Raw genomic sequence first — 16,906 nt, 5'->3', positions numbered from 1 at the left:
CCCGTTTTTTGTTTTTATTTCAGATAATCGAATTTTCGAGTAAAGGTCAACGATGACACTACCGCTATTATGTCCAGTGTGCGCAACGCCCATAAAACAACACCAAGCTTCGTTAGGGTTTTATTGTGACAATAAACACCACTTTGATAAACATGCGCAAGGTTATTGGCCGTTACTGAGTAATAGCAAAACTAAACCTCAAGTTTTGTCGCGCCAGCAAATGCGTGCCAGGCATTTTTTGTTAGAGTCAGGGCTATTTGCACCCTTGATTAACCAATTAGGTGCAAGCCTGTTAAGTGTGTTACATAGCACAGAGCGACATACGTTTGAGCATCTTGATTATCAATGTGCAGACGGTTACTACCTTCGTCAATTGGTGCCGGCTGTCTCCGAGGCAGGGATTGTGTGTGAGCATTGGGGGATAACCGATGCTGAGAATGCAATATTTGCAGCAGCTAAGGCACAAACTCCGGCAAAATTAATCTTAGCAGCAATGAAGAAGCTCCCTTTTGCAAGCCAGTCGATTGATTTGATCACCGTACTAGACTCTCCAATAAAGGGTAAAGAGTGCATTAGAGTGCTTAAAGATGATGGCCGAATTGTGTTGTTACAGCCAAGCGTTCGTCATTTATGGCAAATAAAGCAGCAAGTTTATCCAGATTTAATCGAAAAGCCATTGCAGCTAAATTTACCGAATGAGCTTGAAGTTGAATCTTTGCAGCAGGTCTCTTTCACTCAACCTGTAACAGGCGAGCAAGCATTCACTTTATTGGATATGTCGGTGTTTGGATGGCGAGCAAATGATGAGTTAATCCATCAAATCAAATCTACCGCGATATCTTCACTGGAGTTTGATTGGCAAGTGATTGTATTGAAAAAACGTCAACAATAGTAACGTGCTTAACAACAGCCAATATGTAGATAGTCTTATGGCTGGTTAATGGTTGTTTGTCATGAATATAGCTGAATAATGCAGGATAGATAAAGTAACAAATTGAGATGATTAACGTCGTAATGCAGGTGCTGAGAGGTAATGCTTAGACATGTTTCATTTGCAGAAGTCATTAACGCCACAAATAATTAATGCCACAAATAATTAAGGCTTGATGTTGAAAGCTACCAAGGTAGTAAATCAACAATCAAGCCCTAATAATCAACCTATTAATATAAGCTAATTTTTAATAGCAATTCTTACTTTTTGTAAGAAGAAGCCATGTTGTCTAAACGGTCGTTAGCACGTTTAGCTTCGGCTTGTGCGTCCATAGAAGCAGCTTTAGCGCCTTTAACATCGGCAGATAGCTTGCTTTGCTCAGACTTTAAAGAACCAACTTCTGCTGATAGTTGATCAACTTTGTTACCTAGGTTTGCTACGCTTTCTTCTAAAGCAGTAGTGTTAGCACAACCACCTAATAAAGCAGTCATCGCAACACCAGCAATCATCAGTACTTTTTTGTTCATGGGTAAATCCCTTAATATATAGGTTGTTAAATAGTGCAACGGCGTGTGCCTTTGCAACGGCGTAATTATGTCATAGTTTTTTTTATTTGCTATAGGCAAACAAAAGAATATTCACTTAAAATAGCGAAATAAATGAAAATTGCAAGTATGTAGGCTAAAAAGGATTATTATTTATCGATTTTATATAAATCTTAGTGATTTATTGCCTATTTACCGTTAAAAAATGCATTTTTTCGCTTTTTATCATAAATAAACTGACAGCATTTTGTAACATATTTGTTAGTGTTTAACCAATTGTAATTTAAAGTTATTAACAACCAGAGTTCGTGCTAACTGTAATTCGGCTTTTATGGCGGCTCCCTGATGGCCTGCAGCAATGATTACTTGAACATCGACTTGGACTGCTAGCTTATAACACTGCTGTAAATATTCAGCTTGTGGATAAGATGCTTGTTCAAACCCCGTGCGACCTCTGATATCGCCATGACAACAGGTTAATAAGTCGGTCAAACGTTGTGGTTTTCGCCACAAATCTGCTTTATCGAACAATTTGATTATGGTTTCTGCTTTAAGTTCAAAGGCGTTATGAATATTTTGATGTTGGTCGCTAACGAGTAGTGCTAAATCCCGATATTCATTTGGGACCTTGATCCGTGCACACATTTTTTTAATGACAGGTAAGCCTTTTTGCCCGTGACCATAGTGCTTTGGCCAATCTTGTTTTGGGGTGAGGGCTTTGCCTACATCGTGAACTAGGGCAGCAAAACGTACCGCTTTATTGTCTGTTAACAAGCTTGTTTGTTGTAGCACCATTAATGTGTGAATACCTGTGTCTATTTCTGGATGCCATTTTTCAGGTTGTGGTACTCCAAAAAGCGAATCGATTTCAGGAAATAACACCTTAAGTGCCTGGCATTGTCTTAATACCTCAAAAAAGATCTGTGGGTTTTGGCTGCTAAGTGCTTTATCGCATTCTTGCCATACGCGCTCAGGCGTCAGGTGCTCAAGCTCACCGCTGTTGGCAATGTCGGTCATTAATTGCAGGGTTTCTGAGGCGATAGTAAAGCCTAAGTGATTAAAGCGAGCGGCAAATCGAGCCACCCGTAACACCCGTAATGGATCTTCTACAAATGCAGCAGACACGTGGCGAAGAATTTTAGCCTCAATATCGGCCGCGCCATTGTAGGGGTCATAAAGTGTGCCTTGTTCGTCTTGGGCGATGGCATTAATGGTTAAATCACGGCGCAGTAAATCATCCTCGAGCGTTACAGCTTTGCTGGCATCGCAACTAAAGCCTTGATAACCGTTACCGGTTTTACGCTCCGTTCTGGCTAATGCATATTCTTGTTGCGTTTTGGGGTGTAAAAACACCGGGAAGTCTTTGCCTACTTGCTGATAACCTAGTGCTAGCATTTCTTCTACACTACTGCCAACAACCATATAATCCTTGTCGACAACAGTTTGTTTTAGCAGGTTATCGCGTACGGCCCCGCCGACTAAATAAATCTTCATGGCGTACCACAACGTGTAATAATAAGTGGCTTAAATATTACCAGAGTTAGATTTTCACGGCTAACTTTTGACAAGTAATGACACAAGCATTAACGTGAGCCGTCAGTTTCAAATAAGGATTTTTGGTCGAATGTATAAAGCCTTCTATGGATTAAATGATAATCCGTTTTCAATTGCGCCTAACCCACATTATATGTTCTTAAGCGACCGCCATCGTGAAGCGCTGGCTCACTTAACCTATGGACTTGGTGAAACCGGTGGTTTCGTATTGCTAACCGGCGAAGTGGGCACAGGTAAAACCACAGTGTCACGCTGTTTATTACAGCAAATTCCAGAAAATACCGACACAGCCTTTATTCTTAACCCATCTCTGACCGAACTTGAGTTGCTGGCCACCTTGTGCGATGAACTTGAAATTAAGTATGGAGAAAACCCAACCCTCAAGCAGCTGACTGATCTTATCAGCATGTATTTACTCAATAATCATAAAAATGGTCGTAATACAGTGCTGATTATTGATGAGGCGCAGCATTTGCGTTCGGAAGTATTAGAGCAGTTGCGTTTACTGACAAATTTAGAAACCAATACCAAAAAGTTATTGCAGGTTATTTTAATTGGTCAACCTGAACTTCAACAGTTACTTAAACGTCAAGACTTACGGCAGTTGGCACAGCGGATCACCGCTCGTTATCATTTGTTGCCACTAGATAAAGAAGAACTAGCCTTATACGTGCAACATAGATTACAGGTCGCGGGTCGTCACGACCCCTTATTTACCCGCAAGGCCATTGCTGCATTACATAAGCATTCGGGGGGGATCCCACGATTAACTAACTTATTGTGTGAACGCGCTTTGATGGCGGGCTATGGCCAAGTTAAAGTGCCGATAGATCATAAGATGGTCAATCAAGCCGCGATTGAGGTGCTTGGCGATATTGATGTTTCTAACGATAAACGCTGGCCTTTTGTTGCCGCCGCAGCCCTGGTATTGGCGTTTGGGTTATCTTTTTATTGGTTTAATCACACGGCAGATGAGAGCAATAACCAGACCGCTGCTGTATTACCTCAAGCCACAGCGTCTGTACCATCGGCAACGATGAAAGATGCCCAGCCCACCAATGTAGCAGATTCTGTGGTGCAACAACCTGTACAAGCTTCGCCAGCTGCGAATGCCGAACAGCAAATTTTGCGTCAAGCTATGTTACAAAGTAGCAGTATCGACAATGCATTTGCCGGATTATTTGGCCTTTGGAATAAGCAACCTATTATTGGTTTATCTGCCTGTCAGGCTGCTCAGCAACAACAATTGGCCTGTTATCAACAGCAGGGGAATTGGCACAGTATTATGCGACTTAATTATCCTGCGGTAGTGTACCTGCAAGACAGTCAAGCCAATGTGTTTTATGGTGTTATTGTTGAGCGCCAAGCTGAACAGATTTTATTGCAATTAGGTGAGCAACAATTTTGGGTAAATAAAGATTGGTTTGATCGTCATTTTAGCGGCACCTTCGAAATTTTGTGGCAACCTGATAGTGTTTTACCTCGTGAGATTGGCCAGACTTCGAGCTTGTCACAAGTGCAATGGCTTGAAAACAGCTTGGCATTAGTCAACCAACGGCCGGCAAGGTTGTTGACGCAGTTTGATAGTGAACTTGAGCAGCAACTTATTGCATTTCAACGCCAACATGGTTTAAAACCAGATGGCATTGCCGGTAATCAAACGTTAGTACAGCTTAATTTATATTTAAGTCAGCAGGGGCCGAGATTAAGTACCGCTGAGGTAAGTCGTTAATGTCTATTTTATTGGATGCCGTTAATCGAAAAAAACAGCAGCAGGGTGATGTGGCGGATTTGTTATCTATGCCGTCGATTCAGCCTTCTTTGCCTTCGCGACAAAAAAGCAAATTAACTAAATATACAGTACTTGCCGGTGCAATCATCGTGGGGGTTGGTGCTGCGTGGGGAATGAGTGTGTTGTTACAACCGTCAACGTCGTCATTACTCGGGCACACAAAGACTGATACTGACTCCGAGCCTGTTGTAGCCAGTCCTGTTGTAATTAGCCCTGTTGCGATGAATTCCGCTGCTGAACAGCCTGCTAGGCAAGACAACGCAACCAATGACGATATACGTTTAGCCGGTAAAGTGGCATTGCCTATCGCTAAACCATTTAATCATTACGCTAATGCACCCGTTGCTGCAAATAACGCGTATGTTGAGCCAGCAGCTGATCCGTATTTATATTCTAGCAATGGGAATATGCCCACCCAATCAACAGAATCGACATCAGCCGACACCGAAAATGCGCTTTATGAGCCTCAATACACGCCTTCGCAACAACAAGAGCCTATTATATTGGGTGCAAATGCGAATCAGCGTGGACTTGCTGAGCTAGAAGCGTTGCGATTACAGGTACAAACCGCTGCACAAGATGTCGATTTTGCTTCTGTAAAAGCACCGTCTATTGATGAGCGTAATAACTTAATGGCAGCGTTTGAAACTGCTCTAAAAGAGGTTGAATTTGAACAGTCAGCAAATCAGCAAGTAACAGAAGCCAAGCTAGATCCAATTCCAAGACCGAACAATCAGCAGATCCCTAGCTATGGTGATTTACCTGCTAGTGTGCAATTACAGGTACCTGAATTTAATGTTGTCGCACACGTATACGCCACCGAGCCAAGTAATCGTTGGTTAAATGTCGATGGAATTGAACTACAACAAGGTGACATGATTAAAAATAAGCTGACGATTATTGAAATTCGCCCTCGAGATATTGTGTTAGATATTCAGGGGCAGCAGTTTAGAGTCCCGGCAATTTAATAATACCAATTCCACTAATTATCTGATTGGTCAGATAATTAGTGGAATTGGTATAACTGAGCGAGAATGACGAAATAGTTCTGGTTAATCAATACAATGGCTAATAAAAAAGGCGCTGTCGCGCCTTTTTTATTTTAAACAGAGTATTCCAACTAGCACAAGAATGTGATCATTCTTACAGGTTAACATCGCTTATAATATCGTTAAACATTTTGAAGGTAGAACAACGAGTTCGCTGCAATTTCTGCCTTATTCTAAGCGATTTTTCCTACGCAATCTCTGAACACTTATTTATCCTGATTAGCCGTAAATGGTGTTAGCTAAAAACAAGGTTAATCCATAACCTAAGCAATAGCATAACAACAAAGCGGGTACATATTTTAAGTAACTCACAAAGGTGAGTTCTTCTACTTTGCTCATGGCAATAATGCCGGCGGCAGAACCAATAATTAATAGCGAACCACCCACCCCCACAGCGTATGTTAAGCCTAACCACTGTGCTGTACTCAGTATAGGGTCGGCTTTTAATAGTGCAGCGGTTAATGGCACGTTGTCTAATAATGCAGAACCTACACCGGTAAAGAAGTTAGAAATGCTTGGGTTATACATGCTGTAAACGTCTGTTAATAGGTTAAGCGTTCCAATTTCTTTAAGCATACCAACTAATAGCAAAATGCCGAGGAAGAATAACAAGGTATCAAACTCAACCTGGCGAATATATTCTAATACCTGTACTTCTTCTGTATTACTTTTACTGGTACGCCCGACTAAGAACATAACAGACAAGCCAAATAGGAAGGTTAAAACAGGAGGAACACCAAAGAGCACGTTTAACACCATGGTTAAAATAATGGTGACAAAGAAAATTAAGCCAATGACAATATCAACCGTATTGTAGCTTTGTTCGATGGGTGAAGTGCTTACTCGCCCTTCAGCTTTTAGCGAGAACAATACTGCAAGTAAACCAACGCTGATCCCTGCAGGAATAAACAAAATGAGTAGCTCAGAAATGTGGACTTTACCAGCAAGGAAAATCATCAGAGTAGTCACATCGCCTGTGATTAACGCTACACCACCAGAGTTCACCGCAAAAATAATTAACACTGCCATGCGGCGGCGCATTTGCTTGTCTAAATTAAAGGTGGTGAGTAAGCCTAAAGACACTAACGTGGCGGTGACGTTGTCACAAAATGTCGATAACACTAGTGAAAACATACCCACTTGCAACATCAACATACGCACTGAAACTTGTTGTGGAAAGATTTTTTGAACCATTACCTGGATCATACCCTTAGCATTAAGGTATGCCACAAAGGTCATGGTAGACATTAAAAATAACCATAGTGTGGCAATTTCAAGTAAGTTTTCATTGAGCTCCTCAGCAACCACTTTGCTGTTTTCTGGGCTACCAGAGACAATAAAGAGGGTGATCCAAGCAATACAGCCTAAAAATAAAGTCGTTTTAGCTTTGTTTATATGGGTAACTTCTTCGAGCACAATACTTAACAGCGCAAGCACCGCAAGTGAGATTAGAAAGGTTTCTAGCATGACTGCAATTCCAACTGTATGTTGTAGGTAATCAAGAGCATTACCGAGAATTTTTGCTAACCTAATTTAATCTCATTTTAAGATTAAATTAAGCTTCCGTTTGGCGAGGCGATCAAATCACACCGCGACTATTTTCGCAATACAGATCACAGTTATTTCATTATTTTGGATCAAGATCTGGTTAGATATTTTTACATACCAGCAGCACAAGATAGGGAAGGTTAGATAAATGCAAAAAAAAGGATAGACGACGCATCGTTTATCCTTTTTGTGACCACACTTGTTAACCTAAATAAGGTTAACTGTGTAGGGGTTATTTCATTGCAGCAAAAACACGGTCGACAGCCGCTAATGTGTACGCAATTTCTTCATCGCCATGGGCCATAGACAAGAAGCCGGCTTCATAGGCACTCGGTGCTAAGTACACGCCTTCATCTAGCATGGCATGATAGAAGTGACGGAAATGCTCCATGTTGCATTTTGTGACTTGAGCAAAAGAGGTCATTGGATTTTTATCTTCTGTGAAGAAGAAACCAAACATTCCGCCTGCATAAGTAATGCTTAATGGAATACCGTGTTTATCTGCTGCTGCTTTAAATCCTTCTGCGACACGCTTGGTTTTATCTGCAAGTGCATCGTACAAGCCTGGTTCACACAAGGCATCCATTTGCGCTAAACCTGCGGTCATTGCAATTGGGTTGCCTGATAATGTACCCGCTTGATAAACAGGGCCTGTAGGCGCAATAAATTGCATTACATCTTTACGGCCACCAAAAGCACCAACTGGCATACCACCGCCAATCACTTTACCTAGTGTGGTTAAGTCTGGCTTAACGCCATAGAAACCCTGGGCACCGCTCATCGAAACCCGGAAACCTGTCATCACTTCGTCGATGATTAATAAGGCGCCAAACTCGTCACAAATTGCGCGTAAACCTTGTAAAAAACCTTCTACAGGCGGAATGCAGTTCATGTTGCCAGCAACCGGCTCAAGGATGATACAGGCGATATCTTGTGGGTATTGTTCGAATATGGCTCGAACAGAATCAAGATCATTATAAGTAGCAGTTAATGTGTGCTTTGCAAAATCTTCAGGAATACCTGGCGAGCTTGGCTGGCCAAGGGTTAATGCGCCAGAGCCTGCTTTAACCAGTAAGCAGTCTGCATGGCCATGGTAACAACCTTCGAACTTTAAAATATTGTCGCGGTTTGTAAAGCCTCGCGCTAAACGAATGGCACTCATGGTGGCTTCAGTCCCTGAGCTCACCATACGAACCTGTTCCATTGACGGCACCATAGAAATGACTTTTTCAGCCATTTTGACTTCTAATTCTGTCGGTGCACCAAAAGATAAACCATTTTCAACAGCCGCTAATACCGCTTGACGGATTTTAGGGTGGTTATGGCCTAAAATCATCGGTCCCCATGAACCCACATAGTCGATATATTTTTTACCGTCAGCATCGAAAATATAAGCGCCATCGGCTTTTTCGATAAATAACGGCGAACCACCAACACCATTAAAGGCACGAACGGGTGAGTTAACGCCACCTGGAATGGTCTTTTTAGCCTGTTCAAATAAGACTTCGGAACGGGTCATGTCTAATCCTTAATATTGTGCCAATTATCTATCGGCTTTACGTGAATACCAGTTTACTGGGCACTCATACTTTTCGAGTTGGTTTTCAACCCCAAGTGTTAATGCAAAAAGTGCCATACGGATAAGTAAGCCGTTATCGGCTTGTCTAAAAATAGCCAAACTTGGGTGGCTGTTTAAATCATTGTCGAGCTCGTTTGCCTGCGCGCGCGAGTCTCGCGGTAATGGGTGCATGATCACGGTATTTGATTTGCAATGTTGCGTATAAATATTGTGATTTAAGCGAAACTTGCCGCGATACTTATTAGCTTCTTCTTGTGACGGAAAACGCTCTTCTTGAATGCGGGTTAAGTACAAAATATCTGCTTGATGCAAATTACCTTCAAGTTGTTCGGTTATTGTGATCTTATGGCCAGCATTTTCAATGTCGGCGATCACATAGTCAGGCATTGCTAGTTCACTTGGTGATATCAATGTGAACTGAATGTCTTTATGCATGCAAAGTAAGCGCGATAACGAATGGACTGTGCGGCCATATTTTAAATCACCTACCATCGCGATGTGCATTCCGTCGATGCCCATGCCTGAATGGCTTAATTCTTTTTTGATGGTAAATAAATCAAGTAAGGCTTGAGTTGGGTGCTCGTTGGGGCCGTCGCCACCATTAATCACAGGAACTCGGCTACCCTCGGCAAACTCTTTTACCGAATAGGCGTCAGGGTGGCGCATGGCGATAACGTCTGAATAAGTCGACAGTACTCTAGCGGTATCGTATAGCGACTCACCTTTTGATAACGACGATGATGCCATCCCGGTGGTTTCGCGAACATGACCACCAAGTAAGTTGAACGCACAGCCAAAGCTGACGCGAGTACGGGTGCTGGGTTCAAAAAACAAATTGCCCAAAATAGCGCCTTCTAATACCTTGGTGCGTTTTTCACGCAACGCATAGGGCGTCATTTTGTTAGCAATGTTAAAAATAGTGTTTATCGAATCCAGATCTAACTGGTTTACGGAAAGGATATGTGAACCTTCGAACTGCATCATCAGCCTGATTTCCAGAGTGTAGGGTAAAATATCCATTAAAAAGTAGGTTATTTTACCGTTATTTATAGGGTATTTATCGGTTTTTTTATAATGTGGCTGAGGCAAAATTGTAGCAGAAAATAAACAACAGATAAATATACCCAACAAGAATCACTTGTTACGAAATAGGACCGTAAGGGGGCAAAGAAGACTTAACATATTTGGCCTTGGCGGCGTGTTAAGAATACCCATTCCAGTATGGTTAAATTTGTCCTGAGCGGATCTCTTGCAATAAATTAGACCAACTGATCACCCCAACCACTTTTTGACCGTTAGGGTTATTAGGGCTGTCTCGATAAATATACACCTCGCCTGAGCGTTTAGCGGCTAGCGCTTCATAGGCTTCATTGAGCGTTGCGCTGTCTGGCAACCCTGGCATAGGGTGACGAGACAGGGTTGTTGAATCTTCAAATGATTGCATTTCTAGGCGTAACATTTCGATTTGGCCCTTGTTATTTCGGACTAAAACGGGACGTCCTTCTGCACGCTTAAGCACTTCAAGCAGCAGTTCATCATCGTCATTGACGATCACAAAGCGCCGGTCCATTAATACTCTAACCCCTTTCTTTTGTAAGCCCTGGTTTAACGGTGCAACCTTGTAACCAAGTCCCATAATATCTAATTGTTTTAAGAATATTGAGCTGGTATTAAAGCCCTGATAGGCAACCAGAAAAGCCGGGATGGTAATAAACATCGCGGGGAGAATAATCGATGCATCGTTGGTTAGCTCAAGCAGAGCAACTAATGCCGCTAAAGGCGCGCTTAAACATACTCCCATCATGGCAGTCATGCCGATGACAGTATATAACCCCACATAAGGCGCAATGGATGGAAATATCAGGCTGCTTAAAATCGCTAAAATGGCGCCAACTAAAGCCCCTATGCCGTAGAGCGGGCCGATTAACCCTCCCGGTACGCCAAAGCCTATTGCGGCAACGGTCGCCAGCATTTTTGCAAACAACAGAGCGATTAAAAATAATAAATTAGGATCTTCAATAATGGCTTCATGAATGGCAAAGTCACCCGAGCCTAGGGCTTGAGGCATCACTAACCCAATCAAGGTCGTGAATGTAGCCGCAATAAATAATCGGTAAATTAATGGCCACTTTTGCCCTTTAGCGGTAACGCTTAACAATGAGAAGTTAAACAATGCAGCTACACAACCAAGCACTACGCCACCAATAAGCAATATCGGGTAGTGGTCGAGTGGAATGCGAATAACATTGATAAGATCATACTCATGCACATTACCAAAAACGAGCTGGCTTGATACCGCACCACAAATTGCTGATAGCATAATCGGGAAAAAATAGTGGATTTTGTATTCGCGAACAATGACCTCAAATACAAATAATACTGCTGCCAATGGCGCATTAAAGATTGCGGCAATCCCTGCGGCAATGCCGCTAGCACACATAATACGCACGCTGTTATCTGGTAGGCTGAATTTTTCCGCCATCACACTGGCGCTCACTGCACCGAGATGAATAGCGGGTCCTTCTTTACCGACCGAAAAGTTAGTCATTAATGCGATTAATGCCTGAAAAAATTGCCCAGCCGCCGACTGTAGTGGCACCTTGCCATAATGTAACTTAAACCGGTGCAATACATAGGCTATTCCCATTCGGCGATAGCGCTTTGACCCTATTAATGACAATAGCCATATTAATGCAGCACCCATTAGCGGTAGGTAACTTCGCCAATCAGTTAATGTTGAACTGATGGTATTGGTGTCGGAAAGCAGATATTGTTCAGCCCAAAGTAAACTTAGGCGAAATAAAATGATGACGATTGATGCAATAATTGCAAACAGCAGAGCAAGTGCACAAAGTTGTACACTAATTTTGGCTTGAGATAATTTATCTCTAAATTCGTTATGCAGATATTTGCGCGCAGCTCTTTTGGCGTGAATAATAGCGACTTTATTTATCTTAAACTGCACAGTATGACTCTAAGCTGAGTGGCATTTGTATTCTTTAAAAGGTTGTTACCTAATGTTAAATTATCACCGTTGGTTAGACAGACTGCAAGTTTTAGAGCGTAAAAATCGGACTTCGAGCAAATACTTACTCAGCCTTATGTTTGTGTCTTTTTTGTTAGGCGCCGTCAGTTATAATGTTTGGCTGTCATTTGCGCCAGAAGCCACGCCTAACAGTGCCAGTGGTAAACGCAAATTATTACAACAGCTCGACGAGCAAGCTCAAGTGTTAGCCAGTCGAAATTTGGCTCTAAGTATTGCTGAAAACGCCAATAAAGAAATGCAAGATATGTTCAGCCGTCAGCTTGTTGAACAAAAAACGCTCGAAAAAGAACTGGCGTTTTATCGCAGTGTTATGGTGACTGATGCCGACGCTGAAGGTGTGGCCATTAACACGGTTGAGTTAGTGCAAGGCGCAAGTGCGGAGCGTTTTCAGCTACGTATCGTGTTAACGCAATTGCAAAAACGTAAAACCAAAGTGAAAGCTAATGCAGAAGTGACCCTTATCGGAAGCCAAAATGGCAAGGCCAGTTCGCTTAATTTAAATAAGCTGCTTAATAAAAAATTAGCATTTGAATTTAGTTATTTTCAAATTATGGACAGCGATATCGTTTTACCTGCGGGTTTTAGTTTACAAAAGATAGCCGTTAAAGTGACTGTCAATGCCAGTCGTGGTGTTAAAGGCGGGTCCATTGAACAAACTTATAATGTGCCAGAGCTATTAATGGGTGAAAAAGAACTGCGGGTAATACTTGAACAAAATAGTCAGGTAAAGGATAATTCTCAGTAGAAACCGAAGTAAGAGGTAGTAATGACTGAACAAACTGATGCAGCAATGCCGATCCAATTTACCGATGCTGCAGCAACTAAGGTAAAAGGGCTGTTAGAAGAAGAACAGAATCCTGAATTAAAACTGCGTGTGTACGTTACAGGTGGTGGTTGCTCTGGTTTTCAGTATGGCTTTACATTCGATGAAAAAGTCAACGAAGGTGACTTCACTATTGAAAAGCAAGGTGTGCAACTTGTGGTTGATCCAATGAGTCTCCAATATCTTATGGGTGGCGAAGTGGATTATACATCTGGTCTTGAAGGGTCTCGTTTTTTTGTTAAGAACCCTAATGCAACAACAACCTGTGGTTGTGGAGCAAGTTTCTCGGTGTAATCGTTTTTAATATTTATTACAACGAGCTAATAAAAAAAGCCGTCTTGCGACGGCTTTTTTGTGCGTATTAACTAGCAATAATATTAAAGTTAACACGCGGCTTGAACCAGGTTTTTACCTTGGCATTAAAGCTAATCCACACTTGCAACATACCTAAAGCGATAAAAACACTATAGATAAGCCACTCTGGCACCACACTTTGAAACAAACCAAAGTCCATGGTGGTTGGGCCGGCATCAAGGTTATCTGGATCATACATGATGATTGGCATCATACTGTACAGCACTAATTGCAGCAGACTATAAGTGCGTAATAAATAAAGCGCTGCTTTTTGCCTACCTATAATACCCAACACTAGCATAAGCGTTAAAATACTGAACATTGCACTGAGTTCAGCTAGCGATTGCGCCAACATTAGCCCTGCCACTGCAGCGATAACATACACCAGCATTAACGCAATCAGGCGTTTGGGTAAATGCGGTTTGACTTCATCTGGCGTCGTATTGGGTTGACGTGTGTCCTGAGTCATTATGTTTTACTCACTGGATACAGACTAATGCTTAGCGTGTGACTTTGGCGTTAAACGCTCATTCACTTCATAGGGTGGTACAACAACACCTAAATCTTCTTGCACTGGGAAAACGGCAATAAATAGGTCGTCATCTTCCATACCACTAACCCAACGTTCCTGGAATTCAGATAACGGAATAGCTAATGGCTCACACTCTTTCCATTCGTCAACGGCCCAAAGTGCGGCGGTTTCTTCTGATGGCCACATTGGAATGCAGTCTTCATCTTCGGTGGTTAACATCACGCAGCCATCTTGATCTTGCAGGGTCCAAATAGTTTGCTCGGCTTTAACTTGCTCAACCATGTAATCGTAACGACCCTCTGGGGTTAGATTCATTAGTTCTGATACACTTTTGGCTTTGTTGCTCATATTAACTCTCATTATTTAGTAAAGACTTTGCCAACCCAAAGAGCTGAGCAAATTTGCGCTCATCATAACATCGACAACCGCATTGAAAAAGTTATCTTGCTCGGTAACGGCCACCAAGTACGGCTGGGCGTGAAGCACCGGTTACTGCCGGTAAATTAGCAGGTAAGTCATTATGATGACGCATTGCTAGCCACGCAAAGGCAATGCCTTCAACCCATTTAGCATCAACGCCTAATGCTGCGGTTGTATCTACTTTGTAACCAGGAACCAATTGCGTTAAACGTTGCATTAATTCAGTGTTCAGTGCGCCGCCACCACACACAAATAGCTCACCAGTAGCTGACAGCTTATTAATGTCATTAGCAATACTGTGACAAGTTAAATCGAGTAATGTTGACTGAATATCTTCTTGATCTAAATGGCTATATTCCGCTAATTGCTGCTCAAGCCAGGCTTGGTTAAACAATTCTCTGCCGGTACTTTTAGGCGCAGATAACGCGAAATATGAATGCGATAATAGTTGCTTAAGAAATGCCGCATTGGTTTCGCCTGATGCAGCCCATGCGCCATCTTCATCAAATGCATGACCTAAATTTTGATGAACAAAGTAATCTATCAGGGTGTTACCTGGGCCGGTATCAAAACCAAGCACGTCATCACTGTTTCCGGGTAAATAGGTCACATTAGCGATACCGCCAATGTTTAAAATTACTCGAGTGTGGCCAGCTTGGGCAAATACCTGTTGATGAAAAGCCGGCACTAAAGGCGCGCCTTGTCCACCAAGCGCAATATCTTTGCGCCTAAAGTCGGCAATTACATCAATGTTGGTTTCAATAGCAATGGTATTAGGGTCGCCAATTTGCAGGGTAAAGCCCATTTCTAGGTTTGGCATATGGCGCACGGTTTGTCCGTGCGACCCTATGGCGATGATTTGTTCAGGCTTCACTTCAGTTTTAGCGAGCAAGTTATTGACCGCCTGAGCAAATAACTTGCCCACGCTGCGGTCAAGTCGTCCTAATCGGTTTATTTCATCATCAACAGCGGGCTGACACAAACGCTGTAAGCCTTTTAACAAATGGCTCGGAATGGCTTCCGTGTGGCCTGCAATTAACCTTGGGTGCTCACCGGCAAAGTCAACTAGCACGGCATCAACACCGTCCATGCTTGTGCCTGACATAAGGCCGATAAAATATTCTGGCTTAGACATGAAATTCTCTCTGAATAGAAGCCGCGAGCAATTAATTACTAGCCAATTGCTGCTGTTGGTTTGATTTGAGTTGCGCCATTAGCTGTTTACTCAAGGAGGTAAACTTGCCTTTTTCACTGCGATTAATCGGCATTGATTTAGGCAAATCTACCGTGCGTGGATTACGGTGCACACCATTAACAATAAACTCGTAATGTAAATGAGCGCCGGTAACCCGACCGGTTTTACCTAAAGTACCAATTACTTGCCCTTGTTTGACTGTGTCACCACGATTTACTTTGCGCTTAGTTAAGTGCAGGTATTTCGTTGTATAGGTTTCATTGTGTTTAATAAACACATAGTTACCATTAAATTGGTTATAACCAGACTCAATCACCTTGCCTTTACCAGCAGCTTTAATTGGGGTGCCAATCGCAGCAACATAATCCACTCCACGGTGGGCTTTAATTTGCCCTGTTACTGGGTGTAAACGGCGTGGGTTAAAGTTTGAGCTGACATATTTAAAATCGACTGGAGAGCGTAAAAAAGCTTTGCGCATGCTGTTACCGTTTTCTGAATAATATTCACCATCGGTATAACGTATGGCAGTGTAACGCTCACCCTGGTTGATAAATTCAGCGGCTAAAATATTGCCATTACGTAAAAATTGGCCGTCGGCATATTCTTGGTCAAACAATAATGAAAAATGATCGCCCTTACGAATATCTAACGCAAAGTCGACGTCCCAGCCAAAAATATTGGCCAGTTCCATAATATGATTGCCAGACAAGCCTGCATCTGCTGCTGCATTCCAAAAATTGCTTTTGATGGTGGCGGTAATAAATGAAGTACGATTTTCAACTTCTTTGGTGTTAACCACTTCTTTATAGCGATCATTGTTATGGCTGATCACTAAGGTTGACACCTTGTCCATGCGGTAACTGAGTTCTTTTAATTCACCTAACTCATTTTTGCTAATGGCGATTTCTTCACCTGGCATAATAGTGAGTAGATTCTTTTTTGCTAAAGGCAGTTGGGTGATGTCGTATACATCTTTAGCACTAAGGCCTGCACGGCTGAATAAACCACCTAAAGTATCGCCTTTAGCCACTTCGTAATATTCTACTGTGTAATCATCGTTGCTAGCTTGCTGAGTTATTTTTGCTTTTTGTTTAGCGACTTGATTGTCGATATCATGAATCACACCGTCAATGCCCTCTGGGCGCGTGCGTAACATTGCAATATGCTGAGCAAAGGCTTCATCATCAGGTGTTTCTGACACATCGTCAGATGAATCACCTAATTGTTGTGGTGGTAATGTGTCGTTAACAAAAATATTGTCAGCGATTTCTTCAGCATCGGCATCATTTTTATCAATTTTGGGTGCCGTAGGTGTTCTAAATGCCAGTGGCACGGAATAATCGCTATTGGTTTCTAACGCATCTTTATCATTTGTTTGGCTTACTATTTGGGTTTGTTTAGAGGCTTGTGCGTCTTCCGATGGAAACATCAGAATAATCGTGGTTAACATCACCAATAAAGACAGGGTGATTTGATGTGCTTTTGGCAACAATGTGAATAAAGTTAGAAGCTTTGCCATTGACTCAGGTACCAATTTC

Annotated in this window: 15 protein-coding genes; 5 read left to right on the top strand and 10 right to left on the bottom strand. The window is 42.3% G+C overall.

The window, feature by feature from the left end:
* Positions 1-52: 52 nt before the first annotated feature.
* On the top strand, positions 53-892 hold the full coding sequence (locus IEW93_RS14940; protein WP_188740104.1) for a putative RNA methyltransferase: 840 nt from the start codon (positions 53-55) through the stop codon (positions 890-892).
* A gap of 299 nt (positions 893-1,191) precedes the next feature.
* Here IEW93_RS14940 and IEW93_RS14935 read toward each other — a convergent pair whose 3' ends face one another.
* Complete coding sequence (locus IEW93_RS14935) at positions 1,192-1,458, bottom strand: Lpp/OprI family alanine-zipper lipoprotein (RefSeq protein ID WP_124017059.1); 267 nt, start codon at positions 1,456-1,458, stop codon at positions 1,192-1,194.
* 279 nt (positions 1,459-1,737) lie between these two features.
* Positions 1,738-2,970 (bottom strand): multifunctional CCA addition/repair protein, encoded by a 1,233-nt coding sequence (locus tag IEW93_RS14930; protein ID WP_188740103.1) that lies wholly within the window; start codon positions 2,968-2,970, stop codon positions 1,738-1,740.
* A 130-nt stretch (positions 2,971-3,100) separates the two neighbouring features.
* Here IEW93_RS14930 and IEW93_RS14925 point away from each other — a divergent pair, with 130 nt between their 5' ends.
* The gene (locus tag IEW93_RS14925; RefSeq protein ID WP_188740102.1) at positions 3,101-4,762 is read left to right on the top strand and encodes an ExeA family protein; all 1,662 of its coding nucleotides are present in this window, start codon (positions 3,101-3,103) and stop codon (positions 4,760-4,762) included.
* Positions 4,762-5,790 carry a general secretion pathway protein GspB gene (locus IEW93_RS14920; protein ID WP_188740101.1) on the top strand — a complete coding sequence of 343 codons (1,029 nt, stop codon included), beginning with the start codon at positions 4,762-4,764 and terminating at the stop codon, positions 5,788-5,790. Before IEW93_RS14925 ends, IEW93_RS14920 begins: the two co-directional genes overlap by 1 nt.
* Positions 5,791-6,090: 300 nt before the next feature.
* Here IEW93_RS14920 and nhaD read toward each other — a convergent pair whose 3' ends face one another.
* From nhaD to IEW93_RS14900, 4 genes are all read right to left on the bottom strand, one after another.
* Positions 6,091-7,338 carry a sodium:proton antiporter NhaD gene (gene nhaD, locus IEW93_RS14915; RefSeq protein ID WP_188740100.1) on the bottom strand — a complete coding sequence of 416 codons (1,248 nt, stop codon included), beginning with the start codon at positions 7,336-7,338 and terminating at the stop codon, positions 6,091-6,093.
* 313 nt (positions 7,339-7,651) lie between these two features.
* The gene (hemL, locus tag IEW93_RS14910; RefSeq protein WP_188740099.1) at positions 7,652-8,938 is read right to left on the bottom strand and encodes a glutamate-1-semialdehyde 2,1-aminomutase; all 1,287 of its coding nucleotides are present in this window, start codon (positions 8,936-8,938) and stop codon (positions 7,652-7,654) included.
* A gap of 24 nt (positions 8,939-8,962) precedes the next feature.
* Positions 8,963-9,982, bottom strand: coding sequence for an aspartate carbamoyltransferase (locus IEW93_RS14905; RefSeq protein WP_188740098.1), 1,020 nt, complete (start codon positions 9,980-9,982; stop codon positions 8,963-8,965).
* A gap of 241 nt (positions 9,983-10,223) precedes the next feature.
* Positions 10,224-11,963 carry a chloride channel protein gene (locus IEW93_RS14900; protein WP_188740097.1) on the bottom strand — a complete coding sequence of 580 codons (1,740 nt, stop codon included), beginning with the start codon at positions 11,961-11,963 and terminating at the stop codon, positions 10,224-10,226.
* A 52-nt stretch (positions 11,964-12,015) separates the two neighbouring features.
* Between IEW93_RS14900 and IEW93_RS14895 the strand changes: the two genes are divergently transcribed.
* Both IEW93_RS14895 and erpA read left to right on the top strand, forming a co-directional pair.
* Positions 12,016-12,789, top strand: a complete 774-nt coding sequence (locus tag IEW93_RS14895; RefSeq protein ID WP_188740096.1) for a DUF6776 family protein — start codon at positions 12,016-12,018, stop codon at positions 12,787-12,789.
* Between the two features lie 21 nt (positions 12,790-12,810).
* A complete protein-coding gene (gene erpA / locus IEW93_RS14890) occupies positions 12,811-13,161 on the top strand; it encodes an iron-sulfur cluster insertion protein ErpA (protein WP_160053015.1) in 351 nt (116 codons plus the stop codon).
* A gap of 67 nt (positions 13,162-13,228) precedes the next feature.
* Here erpA and IEW93_RS14885 read toward each other — a convergent pair whose 3' ends face one another.
* The 4 genes from IEW93_RS14885 to IEW93_RS14870 form a co-directional block, all read right to left on the bottom strand.
* A complete protein-coding gene (locus tag IEW93_RS14885) occupies positions 13,229-13,690 on the bottom strand; it encodes a hypothetical protein (RefSeq protein WP_188740095.1) in 462 nt (153 codons plus the stop codon).
* A gap of 24 nt (positions 13,691-13,714) precedes the next feature.
* The gene (locus tag IEW93_RS14880) at positions 13,715-14,101 is read right to left on the bottom strand and encodes a DUF2750 domain-containing protein (RefSeq protein WP_188740094.1); all 387 of its coding nucleotides are present in this window, start codon (positions 14,099-14,101) and stop codon (positions 13,715-13,717) included.
* A 91-nt stretch (positions 14,102-14,192) separates the two neighbouring features.
* Complete coding sequence (locus IEW93_RS14875) at positions 14,193-15,308, bottom strand: anhydro-N-acetylmuramic acid kinase (RefSeq protein WP_188740093.1); 1,116 nt, start codon at positions 15,306-15,308, stop codon at positions 14,193-14,195.
* 31 nt (positions 15,309-15,339) lie between these two features.
* Positions 15,340-16,887 (bottom strand): peptidoglycan DD-metalloendopeptidase family protein, encoded by a 1,548-nt coding sequence (locus IEW93_RS14870; protein WP_188740092.1) that lies wholly within the window; start codon positions 16,885-16,887, stop codon positions 15,340-15,342.
* Between the last annotated feature and the right edge of the window lie 19 nt (positions 16,888-16,906).

This window comes from Shewanella inventionis, from assembly GCF_014641855.1.
Taxonomy (GTDB): Bacteria; Pseudomonadota; Gammaproteobacteria; order Enterobacterales; family Shewanellaceae; genus Shewanella; species Shewanella inventionis.
This window is presented reverse-complemented; position numbering and strand designations above follow the sequence as displayed.